The 17046-nt window shown below is 68.5% G+C and carries 18 protein-coding genes and 1 tRNA gene; 6 read left to right on the plus strand and 13 right to left on the minus strand.

Annotated elements, in window-relative coordinates; translation table 11 throughout:
* Positions 1-32 precede the first annotated feature (32 nt).
* Entirely contained in the window at positions 33-698 is a 666-nt protein-coding gene (locus tag AC21LY_RS11215; RefSeq protein ID WP_489046545.1) for a chymotrypsin family serine protease, read from the minus strand.
* Between AC21LY_RS11215 and AC21LY_RS11220 the strand changes: the two genes are divergently transcribed.
* Positions 691-960: a hypothetical protein gene (locus AC21LY_RS11220; protein WP_489046546.1), complete on the plus strand. Its 270-nt coding sequence runs from the start codon at positions 691-693 to the stop codon at positions 958-960. The genes AC21LY_RS11215 and AC21LY_RS11220 overlap by 8 nt on opposite strands.
* A gap of 172 nt (positions 961-1132) precedes the next feature.
* Positions 1133-2632 (plus strand): sodium/proline symporter PutP, encoded by a 1500-nt coding sequence (putP, locus tag AC21LY_RS11225; protein ID WP_489046547.1) that lies wholly within the window; start codon positions 1133-1135, stop codon positions 2630-2632.
* Positions 2633-2773: 141 nt separating this feature from the next.
* Here the strand turns inward: putP and AC21LY_RS11230 are convergent.
* Together AC21LY_RS11230 and orn are read right to left on the minus strand one after the other, a co-directional pair.
* A tRNA-His gene (locus AC21LY_RS11230) sits at positions 2774-2846 on the minus strand.
* A 101-nt stretch (positions 2847-2947) separates the two neighbouring features.
* Positions 2948-3544, minus strand: coding sequence for an oligoribonuclease (orn, locus tag AC21LY_RS11235; RefSeq protein WP_489046548.1), 597 nt, complete (start codon positions 3542-3544; stop codon positions 2948-2950).
* A 33-nt stretch (positions 3545-3577) separates the two neighbouring features.
* Here orn and AC21LY_RS11240 point away from each other — a divergent pair, with 33 nt between their 5' ends.
* A complete protein-coding gene (locus tag AC21LY_RS11240) occupies positions 3578-5122 on the plus strand; it encodes a helicase HerA-like domain-containing protein (protein ID WP_489046549.1) in 1545 nt (514 codons plus the stop codon).
* 96 nt (positions 5123-5218) lie between these two features.
* Here AC21LY_RS11240 and AC21LY_RS11245 read toward each other — a convergent pair whose 3' ends face one another.
* From AC21LY_RS11245 to AC21LY_RS11260, 4 genes are all read right to left on the minus strand, one after another.
* The gene (locus AC21LY_RS11245) at positions 5219-6334 is read right to left on the minus strand and encodes a hypothetical protein (protein WP_489046550.1); all 1116 of its coding nucleotides are present in this window, start codon (positions 6332-6334) and stop codon (positions 5219-5221) included.
* A 139-nt stretch (positions 6335-6473) separates the two neighbouring features.
* Positions 6474-7280 (minus strand): mycolate reductase, encoded by an 807-nt coding sequence (gene cmrA / locus AC21LY_RS11250; protein ID WP_489046551.1) that lies wholly within the window; start codon positions 7278-7280, stop codon positions 6474-6476.
* Between the two features lie 80 nt (positions 7281-7360).
* Complete coding sequence (locus tag AC21LY_RS11255; RefSeq protein ID WP_489046552.1) at positions 7361-8515, minus strand: MFS transporter; 1155 nt, start codon at positions 8513-8515, stop codon at positions 7361-7363.
* 92 nt (positions 8516-8607) lie between these two features.
* Positions 8608-8937, minus strand: coding sequence for a carboxymuconolactone decarboxylase family protein (locus AC21LY_RS11260; protein WP_489046553.1), 330 nt, complete (start codon positions 8935-8937; stop codon positions 8608-8610).
* Positions 8938-9074: 137 nt separating this feature from the next.
* Between AC21LY_RS11260 and AC21LY_RS11265 the strand changes: the two genes are divergently transcribed.
* Together AC21LY_RS11265 and AC21LY_RS11270 are read left to right on the plus strand one after the other, a co-directional pair.
* Positions 9075-9947 carry a helix-turn-helix transcriptional regulator gene (locus tag AC21LY_RS11265; protein ID WP_489046554.1) on the plus strand — a complete coding sequence of 291 codons (873 nt, stop codon included), beginning with the start codon at positions 9075-9077 and terminating at the stop codon, positions 9945-9947.
* 187 nt (positions 9948-10134) lie between these two features.
* Positions 10135-10872 carry an LmeA family phospholipid-binding protein gene (locus AC21LY_RS11270; protein ID WP_489046555.1) on the plus strand — a complete coding sequence of 246 codons (738 nt, stop codon included), beginning with the start codon at positions 10135-10137 and terminating at the stop codon, positions 10870-10872.
* A gap of 97 nt (positions 10873-10969) precedes the next feature.
* On the opposite strand, the gene AC21LY_RS11275 is transcribed toward AC21LY_RS11270, so the two are convergent.
* The gene (locus tag AC21LY_RS11275) at positions 10970-11983 is read right to left on the minus strand and encodes a zinc-binding dehydrogenase (RefSeq protein ID WP_489046556.1); all 1014 of its coding nucleotides are present in this window, start codon (positions 11981-11983) and stop codon (positions 10970-10972) included.
* A 130-nt stretch (positions 11984-12113) separates the two neighbouring features.
* Between AC21LY_RS11275 and AC21LY_RS11280 the strand changes: the two genes are divergently transcribed.
* On the plus strand, positions 12114-13574 hold the full coding sequence (locus AC21LY_RS11280; RefSeq protein WP_489046557.1) for an aldehyde dehydrogenase family protein: 1461 nt from the start codon (positions 12114-12116) through the stop codon (positions 13572-13574).
* Between the two features lie 101 nt (positions 13575-13675).
* On the opposite strand, the gene AC21LY_RS11285 is transcribed toward AC21LY_RS11280, so the two are convergent.
* The 5 genes from AC21LY_RS11285 to AC21LY_RS11305 form a co-directional block, all read right to left on the minus strand.
* Entirely contained in the window at positions 13676-14644 is a 969-nt protein-coding gene (locus AC21LY_RS11285) for an aldo/keto reductase (RefSeq protein WP_489046558.1), read from the minus strand.
* Between the two features lie 7 nt (positions 14645-14651).
* Complete coding sequence (locus AC21LY_RS11290; protein WP_489046559.1) at positions 14652-14993, minus strand: carboxymuconolactone decarboxylase family protein; 342 nt, start codon at positions 14991-14993, stop codon at positions 14652-14654.
* A gap of 8 nt (positions 14994-15001) precedes the next feature.
* A complete protein-coding gene (locus AC21LY_RS11295) occupies positions 15002-15547 on the minus strand; it encodes a cupin domain-containing protein (RefSeq protein ID WP_489046560.1) in 546 nt (181 codons plus the stop codon).
* A gap of 92 nt (positions 15548-15639) precedes the next feature.
* Positions 15640-16026: a cupin domain-containing protein gene (locus tag AC21LY_RS11300; RefSeq protein ID WP_489046561.1), complete on the minus strand. Its 387-nt coding sequence runs from the start codon at positions 16024-16026 to the stop codon at positions 15640-15642.
* 13 nt (positions 16027-16039) lie between these two features.
* Positions 16040-17020 (minus strand): alpha/beta hydrolase, encoded by a 981-nt coding sequence (locus AC21LY_RS11305; protein WP_489046562.1) that lies wholly within the window; start codon positions 17018-17020, stop codon positions 16040-16042.
* Between the last annotated feature and the right edge of the window lie 26 nt (positions 17021-17046).

A 17046-nucleotide genomic window follows, 5' to 3' on the forward strand; every position in this document is an offset into this window, starting at 1 on the left:
GTGTAGTGAACTCCGCGCGCCACCGAGCGGGATCAGTTGGTCGCGAGTCGCGCCCCGCCCGTGGCGCGGAGGACGGCACCCAGCGAGTAGTACTGCGTCTGCTGCTGCGTGACCCGACCGGTGTGACGATCAGTGAGCGTCACGGCGTCGGTGATGATGCCCAGCGCGGCGTTGTCGGAGGTACGGATCAGCGGTCCGCCGCTGTCGCCCTGGGTGGTCACGATATCGGCGACCATCCAGTCACCCATCACCTTGGTGACCTTGCCGCACCGTCGCCCGTTCACAGAACCCAACTGGCACACCGGATCCCCGATGCGCGCGGTCCCCACCGAGCGCGGTGCCATCCCAGGTGCCGAGGAGAGGAGCTTCACCTGCGGGTCCGTCAGCCGGAAGGTGCCCCAGTCCGGGCTGTACGGGTCGACGGGGGAGTAGTGCCCCGGGCGGTTCGGATCCTCCTTGACCTCCGGGGTCTTCGACTGCACGACCTCACCGACGATCCACTTCTTGACCCCGACCGGCTGCTCCGGCGCACCGCAGTGCCCGGCGGTCACGCCGAGACGCTCGCCGTTCGGCGCGGTGACGGCGAATCCCATGGTGCACTGCAGCGATTCGAAGCGTCCGCCGCCGAGCGAGCGCTGCAGGATGTCGATCCGGTCGCCCGGAGCGACCGACGTCGGGGCCGGCGTCTGCGTGGGCACGGGGGCGCTCGGTTTCACGGGTGCCGACGGTGCCGCGGGCGCGGACGGGCCGGCCGGCGCGGGCTTCGGCGTAGCCGGAGCACCCGGGTTGGCGGGCGCGGCGGGACGCGGCGACGGGCTGGGCGACGGCGTCACCGGAGCTGCCGATGCGGCTCCGGGCGTGAGCAGCGATCCCGATGCCAGGACGGCGATCACCCCGATCACGCAGCGTCGTAGTGTCGCACCGATGCGCGTCCCGTCGGTCAAGGTCGCACCCTCCTAGGGCGTGGTCGTGTGATCGAGGAGCGCCCGGACAGCGCCGCAGAAATTCGTGTCCGAGCCTACCATTTCGCTTGATCCGATCGACCGAGATCAGTTTGTCGAAATGCGATTTCACTGACTCTCATAGATCATGTCTGAACAGTGAGTTTCGGTTCCTGGACCAGAGGAGACCCGTGTCGGACCAGACGTATCAGACCATCGCGGTAACGCTGTACTTCGCCGCCATGTTGTACATCGGTTGGAGTGCGTACCGGAAGACGCGCGACAGCCTCGACGACTACATGCTCGCCGGCCGCGGCCTCAGACCCTGGGTGGCCGCGCTCAGTGCGGGCGCGTCGGACATGTCGGGCTGGCTGCTCATGGGGCTGCCCGGCGCGATCTACGCCAAGGGGCTCGTCGAGTCCTGGATCGCGATCGGCCTGACCGTCGGTGCCTGGCTCAACTGGAAGTTCGTCGCGCCGCGCCTGCGTTCCTACACCGAAGTCGCCGGGAACTCGATCACCATCCCCAGCTTCCTCGAGCATCGGCTGCGGGATCGGTCGCGGTCCCTGCGGATCGTGTGCGGCCTGATCATCCTGGTGTTCTTCACGTTCTACGTCTCCAGCGGTATGGTCGCGGCCGGCAAGTTCTTCGACAGCACCTTCGGCGTCCAGTATCTGCACGGGATGCTCATCGTCGCCGTGGTGACCATGGTCTACACGCTCTTCGGAGGCTTCCTCGGAGCGACCCTGACCGACGTCGCGCAGGGGCTGCTCATGCTCGCGGCGCTCGTCGCCGTGCCGATCGTCACTCTGATCGAGGTCGGCGGCCCGTCAGTCACCGCCGATACCGTGAACTCGGTGAACCCCGACTTCTTCAGTCTGTTTGCCGGCGGCACGGCGCTCGGGGTCATCTCCGCCGCTGCCTGGGGCCTCGGGTACTTCGGTCAGCCGCACATCATCGTGCGGTTCATGGCGTTGCGGTCGCCGCAGGAGGCCGTCACCGCGCGTCGCTTCGGCATCAGCTGGATGATCGCGACGGCGCTCGGTGCGATTTCGACCGCGTTCATCGGCATCGCCTACTTCGCACTGCACCCGGAGAAGGCACCGAAGGACCCGGAGACGGTGTTCCTCGTCCTCGCGCGGGTCCTGTTCCACCCGTTCGTCGCCGGCCTCGTGCTCGCCGCCGTGCTCGCCGCCATCATGTCGACGGTGTCCTCGCAGCTGGTCGTGTGCTCGTCGGCGCTGGTCGAGGACCTGTTCAAGATCTTTGCCGAGAAGTCGGGCCGGGACGCGCAGATCAGCGACAGGACCTACGTGCGGCTCGGCCGGCTCGGTGTGCTCATCGTCGCGGTGATCGCGGTGCTGCTCGCCATCGACCCGTCCGACAGCATTCTCGAGCTCGTCGGCTTCGCCTGGGCGGGGTTCGGTTCGTCCTTCGGTCCCGTCGTGATCCTCGCCCTGTTCTGGCGCAGGCTCACTGCGGCGGGCGCGCTGTCCGGCCTGATCGTCGGCGCCGTCGTCGCCTTCGTGTGGGGTCAGTGGCCCCCGTTCGCGCTGTACGAGATCGTCCCCGGCTTCGCGGCGAACCTCGTCGTCGCGATCGCCGTCAGCCTCGCCACCCACAAGCCTGACGCCGCCGTCGACGCCGAGTTCGACGAGGCCGCCAGCTTCGCGGAGAAGCAGCCGGTGTAGCCGGAAGAGGTCTTCCGGCTACAGCGTGATCATCCGCCCGCGGATCAGGACTCGCAGCCGCTCCGGTCGCGCTACTCGGCTGGACACGAAGAAGCCCGGCCTCGCAACGAATCTTGTTGCAAGACCGGGCTTCTCATCCGGGGTGGATGACGGGACTTGAACCCGCGACAGCCAGAATCACAATCTGGTGCTCTACCAACTGAACTACATCCACCAGGTGCCTGGGATCGCCAGGCTCGGAGAACTTTACCCGACGGATGCGACGGAATCCAATCGGTATGGGCTCGCCGAGGCCGACGCGCCTGACCTGCGGCTTCAGGCCGGACCGAGTTCCCCGACGATCTCGGTGATCTGCTCGGTCGACGGTCCGGGGTCGGGGACGAAGGCAGTCCGCCGGTAGTACTTGAGTTCGCGGATCGACTCGCGGATGTCCGCGAGTGCGCGGTGGGCGAGGCCCTTGTCGGGCTGACCGAAGTAGATCCGCGGGTACCAGCGGCGGCACAGCTCCTTGATCGAACTCACGTCGACCATCCGGTAGTGCAGGAATCCGTCCAGCTCCGGCATCTCCTGGGCGATGAACCGCCGGTCCGTGGCGATCGAATTGCCGGCCAGTGGCGCGGCGCCTGCTTCGACGTGCTCGCGAAGGTAGGCGAGCACCGCCTCCTCGGCCTCGCGCACCGTCACCGTCGACCTGCGGACCTCCTCGGTCAGGCCCGAGCGGGCGTGCATCTCCTGCACCACGGGCGGCATGGCGGCGAGCGCGGCGTCGTCGACGTGGATCACCAGGTCCACCCCCTCGCCCAGGACGTTCAGGTCCCCGTCGGTCACCAGCGCGGCGATCTCGATGAGGCGGTCGGAGGTCAGGTCGAGGCCGGTCATCTCACAATCGACCCATACGAGTTTGTCGTCCACGCGGTTCAGCGTATCCAAGCTAGGGTTTGCACCGTGACTGACAACGCGAACTCTCCGGCGCAGACGATCGCGGCCGGCTACGACTTCCCGGGCCCCGCGCTGGAGCTCGGCACCGTTCTGGTGGACGGCACCGTCGACCCGTCGGCGAAGGTGCGCATCCCGCTCGCCATGATGAACCGGCACGGCCTCGTCGCAGGCGCCACCGGCACCGGTAAGACGAAGACGCTGCAGCTCATCGTCGAGCAACTGTCGGCCAACGGCGTGCCTGTCGTGCTCGCCGACATCAAGGGCGACCTCGCGGGCCTGTCCAAGCCCGGTGAGCCCAGTGACCGGACCACCGCGCGCGCCGCCGACACCGGCGACGACTGGCGGCCCTCCTCTGTCCCGACGGAGTTCGTCTCCCTCGGAACGAACGGTATCGGGGTACCGATCCGCGCGACCATTTCGTCGTTCGGTCCGATCCTGCTGTCGAAGGTACTGGGGCTCAACGCCACCCAGGAGTCCACGCTCGGCCTGATCTTCCACTGGGCGGATCAGAACCAGCTCGAGCTGCTGGACCTCAAGGACCTCCGCTCGGTCATCGCATACCTGACCTCGGCGGAGGGTAAGGCCGACCTCGAGGGCATCGGCGGCGTCAGCAAGCAGACCGCCGGCGTGATCCTGCGCGCACTGGTCAACCTCGAGGCCGAGGGTGGCGACACCTTCTTCGGCGAGCCCGAGATCGACATGGGTGATCTGCTGCGCACCGCGGGCGGACAGGGCGTGGTCACGCTCGTCGAGCTCGGCGACCAGGCGGCGCGGCCGGCCCTGTTCTCGACCTTCCTGATGTGGGTCCTGGCGGACCTCTTCCAGTACCTGCCCGAGGCCGGCGACCTGGACAAGCCCAAGCTCGTCTTCATCTTCGACGAGGCGCACCTGCTCTTCGCCGACGCCAGTAAGGCCTTCAAGGACCAGGTCGAGCAGACGGTGAAGCTGATCCGCTCGAAGGGCGTGGGCGTCTTCTTCTGCTCGCAGCTGCCGACGGACATTCCGAACCCGGTGCTCAGCCAGCTCGGCGCGCGCATCCAGCACGCGCTGCGGGCCTTCACGCCCGAGGACCAGGCCGCGCTGACCAAGACCGTCAAGACCTATCCGACCTCGAAGGCGTACAAGCTCGACGAGGCGCTGACCAGCCTCGGCATCGGCGAGGCGATCGTCACCGTCCTGTCCGACAAGGGCGCGCCGACGCCGGTCGCGTGGACCCGGTTGCGGGCCCCGCGCTCGCTCATGTCGGCGATCGGCGACGATGCCATCCGCTCCGCCGCGCAGGCCTCGCCCCTGTGGGCGAAGTACTCGCAGACCGTCGACAACCTGTCGGCGTTCGAGAAGCTCGCGGCGCAGGCGCAGCAGGCCCAGCAGGAGAACGCGCCCGCCGAGCAGGCACCGCCGCCTCCGCCGGCGCCCAAGAAGGAGAAGGAGGAGTCCTCCTGGGTCTCGGACGTGATGAGCAACCCGGCGGTGAAGTCCTTCCTGCGGTCCGCGGCCTCCAGCGCCGGCCGGGAGCTCTCTCGCAGCATTTTCGGCACCAAGCGCCGCTGATCTCCAGGACGCAGAGGTCCGGTCGGTCGGTGCCCTGATCGTGGGAAGCGATCGACCGGACCTCTCGAGAGGTGACGGCGTGGTCCGTCGGCGGAGCTACCGTTGCAGTCGGCGTAGGCCCAGCGATTCGAAACCGACGACGTAGATCAGCGTCCACAGCACCAGCCAGTCCACGAAACCCAGCGCGTTGCCACTGATGCCGGACGCCACGGCGGGCTCGTGCAGGACGTGCGCTGCGAGGAAGCGGTAGTAGAGCAGGAAGGTGGCGATCGCGAGCGCGAACGTCAGCGCCGCCCGCGCCACCGGGTTGAACCGGTTCCCGAAGCCGTTGGCCCAGAAGATCATCCAGAAGGCCCAGCACACCCCGATCTGTGCGGGGAACTGGTTGATTCCGCGGCCCAGCTCGGCGGTCGCCTCGGCACCGAGGAGGAGTCCGGCGAGGGGGATCGCGAGGACGTAGATCACCGTCCCGAGCAGGACGTTTCCGACCGTTGCGGCTAACGCCGTGCGGCCTGCGCCGCCCGCGAGCCGCCACGGCCAGTTGTCGAGGGTCTGGCCAGTGAGAAGTACGGCGACGACGATCGAGTAGAACCAGCCGAGCACCGTGTCGATCGACATCGGTCCGGACGCGGTGTCCGAGACCGCCGGGAGCCCGAAGACGATGTACAGCGCGAGTGTCGGTAGCGCCACGAAGGCGATCTCGCACAGCCCGACCATCGGCTGTTTCAGGCCGAGGGCGGGCCACGGCCAGTGCCCCCAGTTCAGAACGGACATGACCCATGTGATGAAGCCGAACAGCACGAACAGTGCGCCGGCGAAGTAGCCGATTCCCCCTGGGCGGGACGCCGCGAAATCCGGATAGACCGCGCCGAGGCCGATGCCGAGCAGCCAGGTCACCGCGACCGCGAAGACGGCGGTCGTCACCGTGATGGCGATGCCGCGCCAGGGCTGCGGCAGCCGCGCGAACCCCGCGAACTCGCAGGCGAACCCGGTGAACACGATGAACAGGATCGCCCAGAACAGTGCGGTGTTGAAGGGAAGCGGGTAGAAGTGCCACGGGCTCGTCGTCGGGTCGGCGAGCAGGTACCACCCCGCCAAGGAGAGGATCGTCACGACGACGAGGTTGGCGACTCCGAATACGAACCATCCGCCGCCCGGTGGCGCGGTCGTCGGAGTGGTCTCAGCGGGTTCGGCACCGGCGATCGCGGTCATGGATGCTCCTCAGTCGGGATGATTACCTGCTGAGTGTGATGAGCGTCACGATCCAGGTTCGGGCGTTGCCCCGGGTTGCAGTGGGTGCCAGGGCGGCGCAACCCACCGCATCCGTTGTCCGACGGGGCCGGGCCCTACCTCAGTTGCCCGCGAGCTTCTTGTACATCTCGCCGACGATCGGCGCCATGATGGCGCGCGGGGTGTAGTTGCCCGCCATCGACATGCCCTTGGAGAGCAGCCCCGGGACGACCCGCATCTTGTTCTTCTCCAGCGCGTCCAGGGTCACCCGGGCCGTGTATTCGGTGTTCACCCAGAGGAATTCGGGGACGACCTTCTCGACCGTCGAGCGGTCCTCGGGATCGGGGAGCTCGGTGCGCACCGGGCCGGGCGCGAGCAGGGTCACGTGGACGCCGGTCTTCTTCAACTCGCCGCGCAACGACTCCGAGAAGGTGTTGGCGAAGGCCTTCGACGCCGCGTAGGTGGCGTTGTTCGGGATCGGCATGTTGCCGGCCGCGGAGCCGGTGATCATGATGCCGCCGCTGCCGCGCTTGACCATCTGGGGGAGCACGGCCAGGGTCAGGTCGTGCACCGCGTTCGCGTTGAGCTCCAGCTGCGCGCGCTCGTAGTCGAAGTCCAGGTCGATGACGCGGCCGAAGGTCGCGGTGCCGGCGTTGTTGCAGAGGATCGAGATCTCACGGGAGGCGAGTTCCTCGCAGAGTACGGCGCGGGCGGCGTGGTCCGACAGATCGACGCCGCGGACCTCGGCCTCGACGCCGAACTCGGCGCGCAGCTTCGCGGCGAGCTCCTCCATCGGGCCGGTGCTGCGGGCGACGAGGATGACCGAGTGGCCGCGCCGGGCGAGCTCCGTGGCCAGGGCGACACCGATGCCGGAGGAGCCGCCGGTGACGACGGCGCGGGCGGACGTAGTGGGTGCGGGTACAGGCATGGCTGAAGATGCTATCCGAGGGGCCGAGGGATTCTCGATCACACAGGTCGAGATGTGACGGGAGAAGACGCGCCGACCGATCACGATGGAGAAGTCTCCGAATCACGGTCCGGCGACCGGTGGGCCGACAGAGTGAACACAGTGACAGCGCCGATGATCGCGAGTGTCGCGTAGCCGAGCGAGACGGTCTCGAGCGAGAGACCCCACGCCGTCAATCGCCCCGAGACGAGGCTCGGCAGCGCCGCGCCACCGTAGGAGAAGAGGAAGACGGTGGCCATCAGTCCCGCGCGTTCGTCCGCACGCGTGCGCTCCAGGAGCCGGCGGATGGAGCCGGTGAAGGCGGCGCCCTGCGCCGCTCCTGCGACGATGCCGCAGAGGATCACCGTCAGCACGGTGCCGGTGCGCAGGCCGACAACGACCCCGACCACCGCGACCGCGAAGACCAGGATCCCGGCCCGCTGTGCGCCTGCCGGCTTCAGGCCTCTGGTGAGCAGGCCACCGAATGCGTAGGGCGCCATGAACGAGGCGAAGACGATGCCGGCGACGAGGGTGCTCGTGGTGTGCAGGCTCTGCGCTGAGATCGTCGGGCTGAAGGCCTGATAGAAGCCGCCGAGCGCCCAGGTCGCGATGAACACCGCGATCGACGCGGGGAGCAGGGGCCGGATAGCACGGGGAACGTGCACCTGTGGTGAGAGAGACGCGAGGGCGCCGGCGGTCCGGGCGACCGGCTCGGGGCTCACCAGAACCAGGAGCGCGCACCCGACCAGGGCGATGAGCACGGCGAAATAGGGGGAGCGCTCCGGTGCCGGTGCGTATTCGGCGAGCGCTCCCGAGCCGACGGAGCCGAGGGTCAGGCCGACCAGGGGAGCCGCCGCGACGACCGTGGCGGCGAGCCAGCGCGGACGGTTCGGCGCGAGGTCGATCGCGTACGCGGTCGTCGCCGACGATGCGAGGCCGCACGCGATGCCCTGAAGGACCCGGCCGGTGACCAGTGTGCCTAGGCCCGCCACATCGAGGAGCACCAGCGATCCGATCGCAGCGAGAAGCACCGCGGCGAGCGTCATGACTCGACGTCCGATGTGGTCGGACACGCGCCCGAGGGTGACGAGCGTGATCATGACCGCTATGAAGTACCCGACCGCTGCGATCGACAGGTCGCCCGTGGTCAGGCCCGCCGCGGTGCGATACCGCTCGTACAGCGGGATCGGAGCGCCCGAGGCCGCGAACACCGCCACCAGGGACAACGCGGCAGCGGCGAATCCGAGGCACCGTCGGGACAGTGGCGCAGGTGCATCGGGGTCGGTTGTGGCAGAGGGACTCTCCGGGGTCACGCCTCGCCGCCGAAGACCTGCTTCGCCACGGACATGGCGCTCATACCGTTCGGCCACCCCGTATAGAAGGCCAAGTGCAGGATGGTCTCCTTCAGTTCGTCCTCGGTCACTCCGTTCTGCCGCGCGAAGTCGAGGTGGAACTTCAGCTGGTCGGTCTTGCCCATGGCCGTCAGCGCTGCGACTGTCACCAGACTGCGGTCGCGCTTGGACATGGCGTCGCGCTCCCACACCTCGTCGAAGAGCACGCGATCGGTGTAGTGCACCAGGCCGGGTGCGAAGTCTCCGAAGGCCTTCTGGCCGCCCGTCCAGCCGGTGTTCTCGGTCATGTCGTCTCTCCTGCTCGTCGCGGTGCGGAACTGAACCGGTCCTATGAGACCTCGTCGCGGCAGGGTGTGGGAGTCTCGGTCGAAAGGTGTACCGGCGGAGCATCCCTCACCGCGTCGTGCGGTCGTAGTGTTGAACCGTGGAGAACAGGACCGAAGCGCGGGAGTTCCTCATGTCCCGTCGGGCGAACCTCACGCCGGAGCGCGCGGGCCTGACGGTGTCCGGGCATCGGCGCGTAGCCGGGCTCCGGCGCGCGGAGGTGGCGGCGCTCGCCGACGTGAGCGTCGAGTACTACTCGAAGATCGAACGGGGCAATCTGGTGGGCGTCTCGGACGCCGTTCTCGATGCCGTGGCGCGGGCGCTGCAACTCGACGATGCCGAACGCGAGCACCTCTTCGATCTCGCCCGGGCGGCGAACGGGGCTGCCCACCCCGTACGGCGTCGGAGGGCCAAGACGTGGGCTCCCCGCCGCAGCCTGACGCAGGCGTTGAACGCGATCGTGTACGGGCCTGCGTTCGTGCGGAACGGCCGCATGGACATCCTCGCGACCAATCCGCTGGGCCGCGCGTTCTACGACGAGGTCTTCAGCGGCCCCGGCCGCGGCAACCTGGCCCGATACTGCTTCCTCGACGAGCGGGCCAAGGAGTTCTACCGGGACTGGGACGCCGCATCCGACATCACGGTATCCATCCTCCGGACGGAGGCGGGCCGCGATCCGCGGGACAGGCAGCTGCACGACCTCATCGGGGAGCTCTCCACCCGCAGCGAGGAGTTCCGCACGCGGTGGGCGGACCACAATGTGCGACGCCACGGCTCCGGCACGAAGGAGTTCCACCACCATGCGGTCGGCGACCTCACCCTGACGTACGAGGGAATGGAGCTCACGGCCGAGCCGGGATTGTCCTTCCTCGTCTACACCGCTGAACCGGGGTCGGCGAGCGAGGAGAGCCTGAAACTGCTGGCCAGCGTGGCCGCCACTGAATCGGCCGGTCGGCTCGCAAGTGCCGAGTAGCAGTCCGCGCTACTGGCTGAAACACTGACGGTCAACGTAGTATTGTCGTACATTTACACGGCCGTCCGAGGTGGTTGAGCCTTCGCCGTGTCGGCACGATCGAAGTGGAGACGGATGTGACCATGCGGGGCGCCGCTCCGATCGACAGGTCGGCCTGATGGGGTCCGACCGGGGCGGTCCGTGGCCCATGAGCGGATGGATCGCCGATTGGAGCGCGCTTCTGCCTCCCGTCGCCGGCTACCCCGGTGCCAAGGGATGGGGGATCAAGTCTCCGCTGGAGCCCTTGCTCGACGCCGCCCGATCGACGCTGATCGGGCGCCGAGTGGAGACCGCCGTCGACGGGAGGCGCTGCGCGTTCGTTCTCGCCGAGTTGAACGCGCGATTCGAGCCCTTCGGTGCCGCCGCGGGCCAGGCCGAGGACGTCTCGTTCGCCGCGAACGAGGTCGAGTACGACGGCCTGCGGGTCGATCGAGTGAGCGTCACGGCCGGCAACGTGCACACCAGGATCGGAGTCAACCCCGTCCTCGTCTCGGCGCCGCTGGACTTCGCGCTCTCCGGGGACTGGGAACAGGTGAACGCGCTCCTCCGGCGGTACGCGGGCGACGTCGCGATCGAGCCGACGGGGCCGCAACGCGCTCGGGTCCGACTCGCGAGCCACGTCCGCTGGGGATGGCTCGATGTGCTCGTCGAGGCGGGAGACGGCGCGGTCGGCCTGCGTCCGCTGCGAATCGGTCGGGGCGCGCGGGCGCTCAGCCGAGGAGGGCGACGCCTCCCCATCGTCCCGTTCCCGGCTGATCTCGGCTCCGGAATCCGGATCGTCGATCTCACGATCGATCGCGAGACGGTGACGGCGGTGATCCGTGTGGACGAGATCCGCGTCGACTACAGCAGACTCTGGGCGCTGGTGCGACGACCGGTTCGTTGACTCGGGGAACGGCCCGCCCCCACGTGCCGGGGGCCGCTCCCATCGTGCCGGGTCTCGTGCGCGGCCCACGCGTACGTGCCGCGCAGCGAACTCGCGGCTACGGGACGAAGGCCGCCTTGCCCGACGTCTGCCGGTCGAAGTCCGTGTACGCCTCGACGCACTGGTCGAGCCGCCAGAAGTCGGTGAACAGTCCGTCGACGTCGATCCCGCGGTCCACGACGAAGCGTGCGCAGTCCGCCATCTGTGATTTCGACAAGGTCCACGACGGCTGTGCGGTGATCTGCTTGTACAGGTGTTCGGTGAGGTCGAACTGGATCGTCGAGCCGATTCCCACCCACGCGACGGCGCCCCAGAGATCGAGGACATGCAGCGCATCCCGCGCGGCGGACGATGCGCCGGAGGTCTCGAGGCTCTTCGGAACGCCACGGCCGCCCGTGAGATCTCGGACCGCGTCGGGCACCGAATCGACGGCGCTGGGGTTCAACACCTGCCACGCCCCCATCTCGCGGGCGCGTTCGAGGCGGTCTGGTGAGATGTCGAGGGCGATCACCCGGGCGCCCGAGGCGACCGCGAGTTGCGTGGCGCTGAGGCCGACGGGGCCCTGTCCGAAGATGACGATCGTCTCGTCGCCGCTGAGGGCGATCCGCTTCAGCGCGCCCCATGCCGTACCGGTGCCGCAGCTGATCGCGGCGGCCGCCAGGTGGCTCAGGCCTTCGGGCGCCGGGAGGATCGTGGTGAACGGCACCGTGATGAGGTCGGCGTGACCGCCGTGCGCGGTGTTGCCCATCGCCTGCGCGCCGCGCCGACACATCTGCGTCCAGCCGGCGTGACACTGATCGCAGACGCCGCAGCCGATGTAGTGGTGCACCATGACCGCGCGGCCGATCCATTCGCGGGACACGCCGGAGCCCACGTCCGCGACGACCCCCGCGGGTTCGTGGCCGGCGACCTTGCCGTGCACTCCCGTCTCCCCGCCGCGGTACATGTGAAGGTCGGAACCGCACAGGCCGGAGGCCTTCACCTCGATAACCACCTCGTCCGGTCCAGGGGCAGGGTCCGGCAACTCGACGAGGTCGAGACGACGGTTTCCGCGGAAGACGACTCCGTGCATGACTTCTCCTGTTCTGCCGACCGCTTCGCCGGCGGTGAAGGGGCCCTGGGTTGATGCGAGCACTGTTGACCGCAGAGTCAATCTGAATATAGTCTGACATTTGTCGTGACGCTAGGCGGCAGGAGCGCATATGGAGACAGCAATGAAGCACTACGGGCAGTTCTACATCGACGGTCAGTGGGTATCGCCCTCGGGTGAGGGCTCGCGCCCGCTGATCGATCCCGCGACCGAAGAGGCATGGGCCACCGTCGCCACCGGCGGCGGCATCGAGGACGTGGACCTGGCCGTCGCTGCGGCGAAGCGCGCGTTCCCGAGCTTCGCTCGCACCACGGTCCAGGAGCGGATCGATCTCATCGACCGCATCATCGCCGCGTACGAGCGGCGTGTGGACGAGCTACCGGAGTTGCTCGCCTACGAGGATGGCATCCCAGTCTCCTTCAAGGGGCAGGTCACGTCGTCGATCGGGCATATGACGATCGCCCGGGATGTCATCCGGGACTACGCCTTCGAGCGGCGCATGGGCGATACGATCGTGCGCCGCGAGCCGATCGGCGTGTGCGGGCTGATCTCGCCGTGGAACTGGCCGATCCAGACCTCCGTCGTGAAGGTGATCTACGCGATCGCCGCGGGCTGCACCATGGTGCTCAAGCCGGCGGATGCCTCCCCTGCGTCGGCCGTCGCGCTCGCTGAGGTCATGGACGAGGCGGGAACGCCCCCTGGCGTCTTCAACCTCGTCATCGGGCGCGGAAGTGTCGTCGGTGACCGCATTTCGCGCCACCCCGACGTCGACTTCGTCTCGTTCACCGGTTCCACCGACGCGGGGCGCCGCGTGGCCGAGGCCGCGGCGCAGACCGTCAAGCGCACCTGCCTCGAGCTGGGCGGGAAGTCCGCGAACATCGTTCTGATGGACGCCGACCTCGAGAAGGCGGCGCAGTTCAACATCCAGCGCGGGTTCTCCAATTCGGGTCAGTCGTGTCATGCCCCCAGCCGGCTGCTCGTGCACGAGAGCCAGCAGGAGGAGATTCTCAGGCACCTGGTCGACGCGATCGGTCGCACCACGTTCGGTGATCCCCGCGATCCGAGCACCACCCACGGCCCGATGGTGCACGCGCAGCAGTTCGAGAGCGTGCAGCGGCACATCGAGATCGGGCTCAACGAGGGCGGCCGACTCGTGACCGGTGGCCTTGGACGAATCGAAGGCTTCGATCGGGGCTTCTTCTGCAAGCCGACGGTTCTCGCGGACGTGACGCCGGACATGACGCTCGCCAAGGAGGAGATCTTCGGACCGGTCCTCGTGGTGATGCCCTACCGGACCGAGGAGGAGGCGCTCGAGATCGCCAACGACTCCATCTTCGGGCTCGGCGGCTACGTCTTCAGTGCGGACCGCAAGCGCGGCTACGAGTTCGCGAGCGGGATCCGCGCGGGCCGGATCTGCTACAACGGCGCCAACGCCGTCCCGTCGACCCCGATGGGCGGCTACAAGGAATCCGGCATCGGCCGCTCCATGGGCGTGTACGGGCTGGAGGAGTACCTCGAGGTCAAGTCGGTCTACGGCTTCGCCGACGAGGCTACCGAGTTGCCCGAGCACTGACCGGGCCCGTCGAGCGGAAAGAGTCCCTGCCGTCGAATGCGATGCGAATCGCGTTCGACGGCAGGGACTCTTCGTCGTTCCGGCCAGGCGCGGCCGGGGCGCTACCAGGCGTAGTCCTCCGGGGCGGTGCGGTAGCCGGGGAAGATCGCATCGAGCCTCTCCAGGGCGGCCGGTTCGAGGTGGATCCGCGTGGCCGCGGCCGACGAATCGAGGTCCTCCCGGGTCCGCGGGCCCACGACCGGACCTGTGACGCCGGGCCGGGCGAGCAACCACGCGAGAGCCACCTGCGCCGGCGGGGCGCCGATTTCGCGGCAGAGGCCCTCGTACTGTTCGAGTTGCGGGCGGTACTGCTCGAGCTGTTCGGCGTTGTACCGGGTGCCCGCGACGTCGCTCTGGAGGACCCCGGCGAGCAGGCCGCGATGCAGCGGGGCCCAGGCGAGCACTCCGATGCCGTACGCCTCACACGCGGGAATGACCTCGCGCTCGATGTCGCGGATCGCCAGGTTGTAGATCGACTGCTCGCTGACGAGGCCCAGCATCGATCGGGCCATCGCGGCCTCCTGCGCCTGCGCGAGATGCCAGCCCGCGAAGTTGGAGGAGCCCACGTAGAGGATCTTCCCCTGCGAACGCAGGGCGGACATCGCCTCCCAGATCTCGTCCCACGGTGTCAGCCGGTCGACGTGGTGCATCTGGTAGATGTCGATGTAGTCGGTCTGGAGTCGCTGGAGGGATGCGTCGCACGCCCGGCGGATGTGGAGCGCGGACAGGCGGCCGTCGTTGGGCCAATCGCTCAGCGGCTCGAAGACCTTCGTCCCCAGGACGGTGCGTTCGCGGCGGCCGCCGCCCTGCGCGAACCAACGACCGATGATCTTCTCGGTGGCCGACTCGGACGGCTGGCCGGGCCACTGCCCGTAGACGTTGGACGTGTCGAAGAAGTTGATCCCCAACTCGTGCGCGTGGTCCATCACCGCGTGCGACTCTGCTTCGGGCGTGTTGAAGCCGAAGTTCAGGGTGCCCAGGCAGAGCCTGCTCACCTTCACTCCGCTGCGACCCAGCTGTGTGTATTCCATGGCGGTATCAGACGCCGAAGACGCGCTTCGCCACGGCCATCGCGGCCATCGCCTTCGGCCAGCCGGCGTAGAAGGCGAGGTGCGTGATGACCTCCACGAGCTCGTCCTGGGTCGCACCGTTGCCCCGTGCCCGCCCGAGGTGGTACTCGAGCTGGTCGACGTTGCCGCTGGTCACCAGGCAGGCGACGGTGACCAGACTGCGCTCCTTGGGGCTGATGTTCTGGCGCTCCCACACCTGCCCGAAGAGCACCTCGTCCGTGAAGCCGATGAGTGCGGGGGCGATCCCTCCGAGAGGGTGCTGATCGCCGCTCGGCCGCGAATCGTTGTGGGGCTGAACTGGACTGGACATACTGCTCCTCAGCTCGGGCGATGCGCCGGAAGCATCGTGGTGACGACCGTCGTGGGCTTGTCGCTGCGGTTCTGCCACGCGTGACGGGTGCCGCGCTGGACCATGCTGTCGCCCTTGCGCAGCACCGTCTCCCCGTCCTCCATGACGCACCAGATCTCACCCTCGATCACCGTCATCACGTCGATGGTCTCGGTGCTGTGCATTCCGGGTACCGAGTCGGCCGAGCCCTCGTTACCGGCGCCGTAGATGTCCTTCATCGCGGCCTTGAACGCCGCGGCGGCCTCCGGTGAGATGGAGCTGTCCGGCGGGAAGACGGTGGTGCGCACCGCGACTCCGTGGGCCGGCGGGGCGAGCACGACCTCGTCGCCGAGGGTCGAGTCGTCGTCGACCGAGATCGGGAGCGCGTCCGCGCGCCACAGCTCCATGACCAGCGTGCCGGTGGGCCTGCGGACCCATGGGGTCGCGGGCCCGTCGCTGGTGATCGTGGACCGGCCGTCCTCGGCGACGCCGGTCACCACCACCCGGGCCAGATTCGGTTCGTCGTTGTCGGACATCGTCGTTTCCTCCTCGATGCGCGGGCCGTCGCTCGCGCGGTTTCAGTGCGGCGCCCGGTCGGGCGGCGCGGTCGTCGTCGAATGCTCCGCCCTCAGGCGCGAGCGGCCTCGTACTGCAGATCGCTCACGGCCTCTTCCCAGTTCGTGGCGCCGAGCGTGACCGAGGTGTGCAGCATGTACCGGTCGTGAGCGGCGCCGTGCCAGTGCCGGATCCCGGGCGGCGTCCACACCATGTCACCCGCCCGAACGGTGACGATGCCGTTCTCGTCGGAGACGTGGCCCTCGCCGGCGAGGACGATGAGGAGCTGGCCGCCCACGTGTGAGTGCCAATAGGTCCGTGCGCACGGCGAGAAGAAGTTGTTCCCGACCGCGACACCGTCGGTGGGGGCCATCAGCATGTCCCGCCACGCGTCGCCGGTGAAGGTGCCTTCGGCCAGGGCTGACGGCTCGCTGTTCGCGCCTCGGATCACTGTGAGCATGGGAGTTTCCAATCTAGTCGGTGGTGGTGCATCGAAGGTCTGTCTCGGACGGGATCGTTCGACGGGGCAGCAGCGGGCGCAGCCGCGTCGCGGTGTCTCGGACCAGGGCTGCGGCCGTGGGGATCCGGGAGGTGTGATTGGCGAATCCGTGCATCTGATCGGCGGCGTGGACGATCTCGGCCGGCACGCCCGCGCTGCGTAGGCGCTCGGCGAAATCGAAACACTCGTCGCGCAGGACGTCGTACTCCGCGATGCAGAGCACGGTGGGCGGAAGCCCGCCGAGTTCGCCGTGCAGCGGGAAGAGGTACGGATCGTGCCGGTCCCACGTCGCGGGGAGGCACGCGTCCCAGATCCACTGCATGAACTCGCGCGTCACGGCGAAGCCCGGCCCGCGCTCGTCGTACGACGGTGTCCCAGGGTCCCAGTAGTCGAGGACCGGGTACAGCAGCAACTGCGCGCGGATCGCCGGCCCGCCCTCGTCGCGGATTCGCTTCGCGACGGTGATCGCGATCTGTCCGCCGGCGCTGTCGCCCGCGAGCGCGATCGTGGCGGGATCCCCGTCGACCGATGGGGCGTGCGCGGCGACCCATGCCAGCACCGCCAGGCCGTCGTCGATGGCCGCGGGGTAGCGGTGCTCGGGACTACGGCGGTAGCCCACGGAGAGCACCAGGCAGTCCGCGACCTCGGCGAGGATTCGACACAGCGTGTCGTGCGTGTCGATGTCGTTGAACACCCACCCTCCGCCGTGGAAGAAGACCAGCACGGGCCGGGGTGCCCCGAGTGCGGGATGGTAGCTCCGGACCGGAACACCGCCGTCCGCGGTCGGGATAGCGAAGTCCTCGACCGCGAGTGTCGTGAGTCCGATCGGCGGCGTCTTCTCCACAAGGCTCTCCCGCATCGTCGCGCGGGCCACCTCGATCGGCAGCGTGTGGATCGCGGGCCGGGCCGCGGCGCGCGCCACGAGCGCTCTGGCCTCGTCAGCGAGTTCGGCCATCGCGGACTCCGGACGGCCCTCGCCAG

It is taken from the genome of Tsukamurella sp. II2bb, from assembly GCF_057815145.1.

Bases quoted from the DNA above. Each gene is read 5' to 3' on its own strand.
- AC21LY_RS11245 (WP_489046550.1), bottom strand. From the start codon at position 6,334: ATGACCGCGATCGCCGGTGCCGAACCCGCTGAGACCACTCCGACGACC.
- cmrA (WP_489046551.1), bottom strand. From the start codon at position 7,280: ATGCCTGTACCCGCACCCACTACGTCCGCCCGCGCCGTCGTCACCGGC.
- AC21LY_RS11260 (WP_489046553.1), bottom strand. From the start codon at position 8,937: ATGACCGAGAACACCGGCTGGACGGGCGGCCAGAAGGCCTTCGGAGAC.
- AC21LY_RS11270 (WP_489046555.1), top strand. From the start codon at position 10,135: ATGAGCGGATGGATCGCCGATTGGAGCGCGCTTCTGCCTCCCGTCGCC.
- AC21LY_RS11275 (WP_489046556.1), bottom strand. From the start codon at position 11,983: ATGCACGGAGTCGTCTTCCGCGGAAACCGTCGTCTCGACCTCGTCGAG.
- AC21LY_RS11280 (WP_489046557.1), top strand. From the start codon at position 12,114: ATGGAGACAGCAATGAAGCACTACGGGCAGTTCTACATCGACGGTCAG.
- AC21LY_RS11285 (WP_489046558.1), bottom strand. From the start codon at position 14,644: ATGGAATACACACAGCTGGGTCGCAGCGGAGTGAAGGTGAGCAGGCTC.
- AC21LY_RS11290 (WP_489046559.1), bottom strand. From the start codon at position 14,993: ATGTCCAGTCCAGTTCAGCCCCACAACGATTCGCGGCCGAGCGGCGAT.
- AC21LY_RS11295 (WP_489046560.1), bottom strand. From the start codon at position 15,547: ATGTCCGACAACGACGAACCGAATCTGGCCCGGGTGGTGGTGACCGGC.
- AC21LY_RS11300 (WP_489046561.1), bottom strand. From the start codon at position 16,026: ATGCTCACAGTGATCCGAGGCGCGAACAGCGAGCCGTCAGCCCTGGCC.
- AC21LY_RS11305 (WP_489046562.1), bottom strand. From the start codon at position 17,020: ATGGCCGAACTCGCTGACGAGGCCAGAGCGCTCGTGGCGCGCGCCGCG.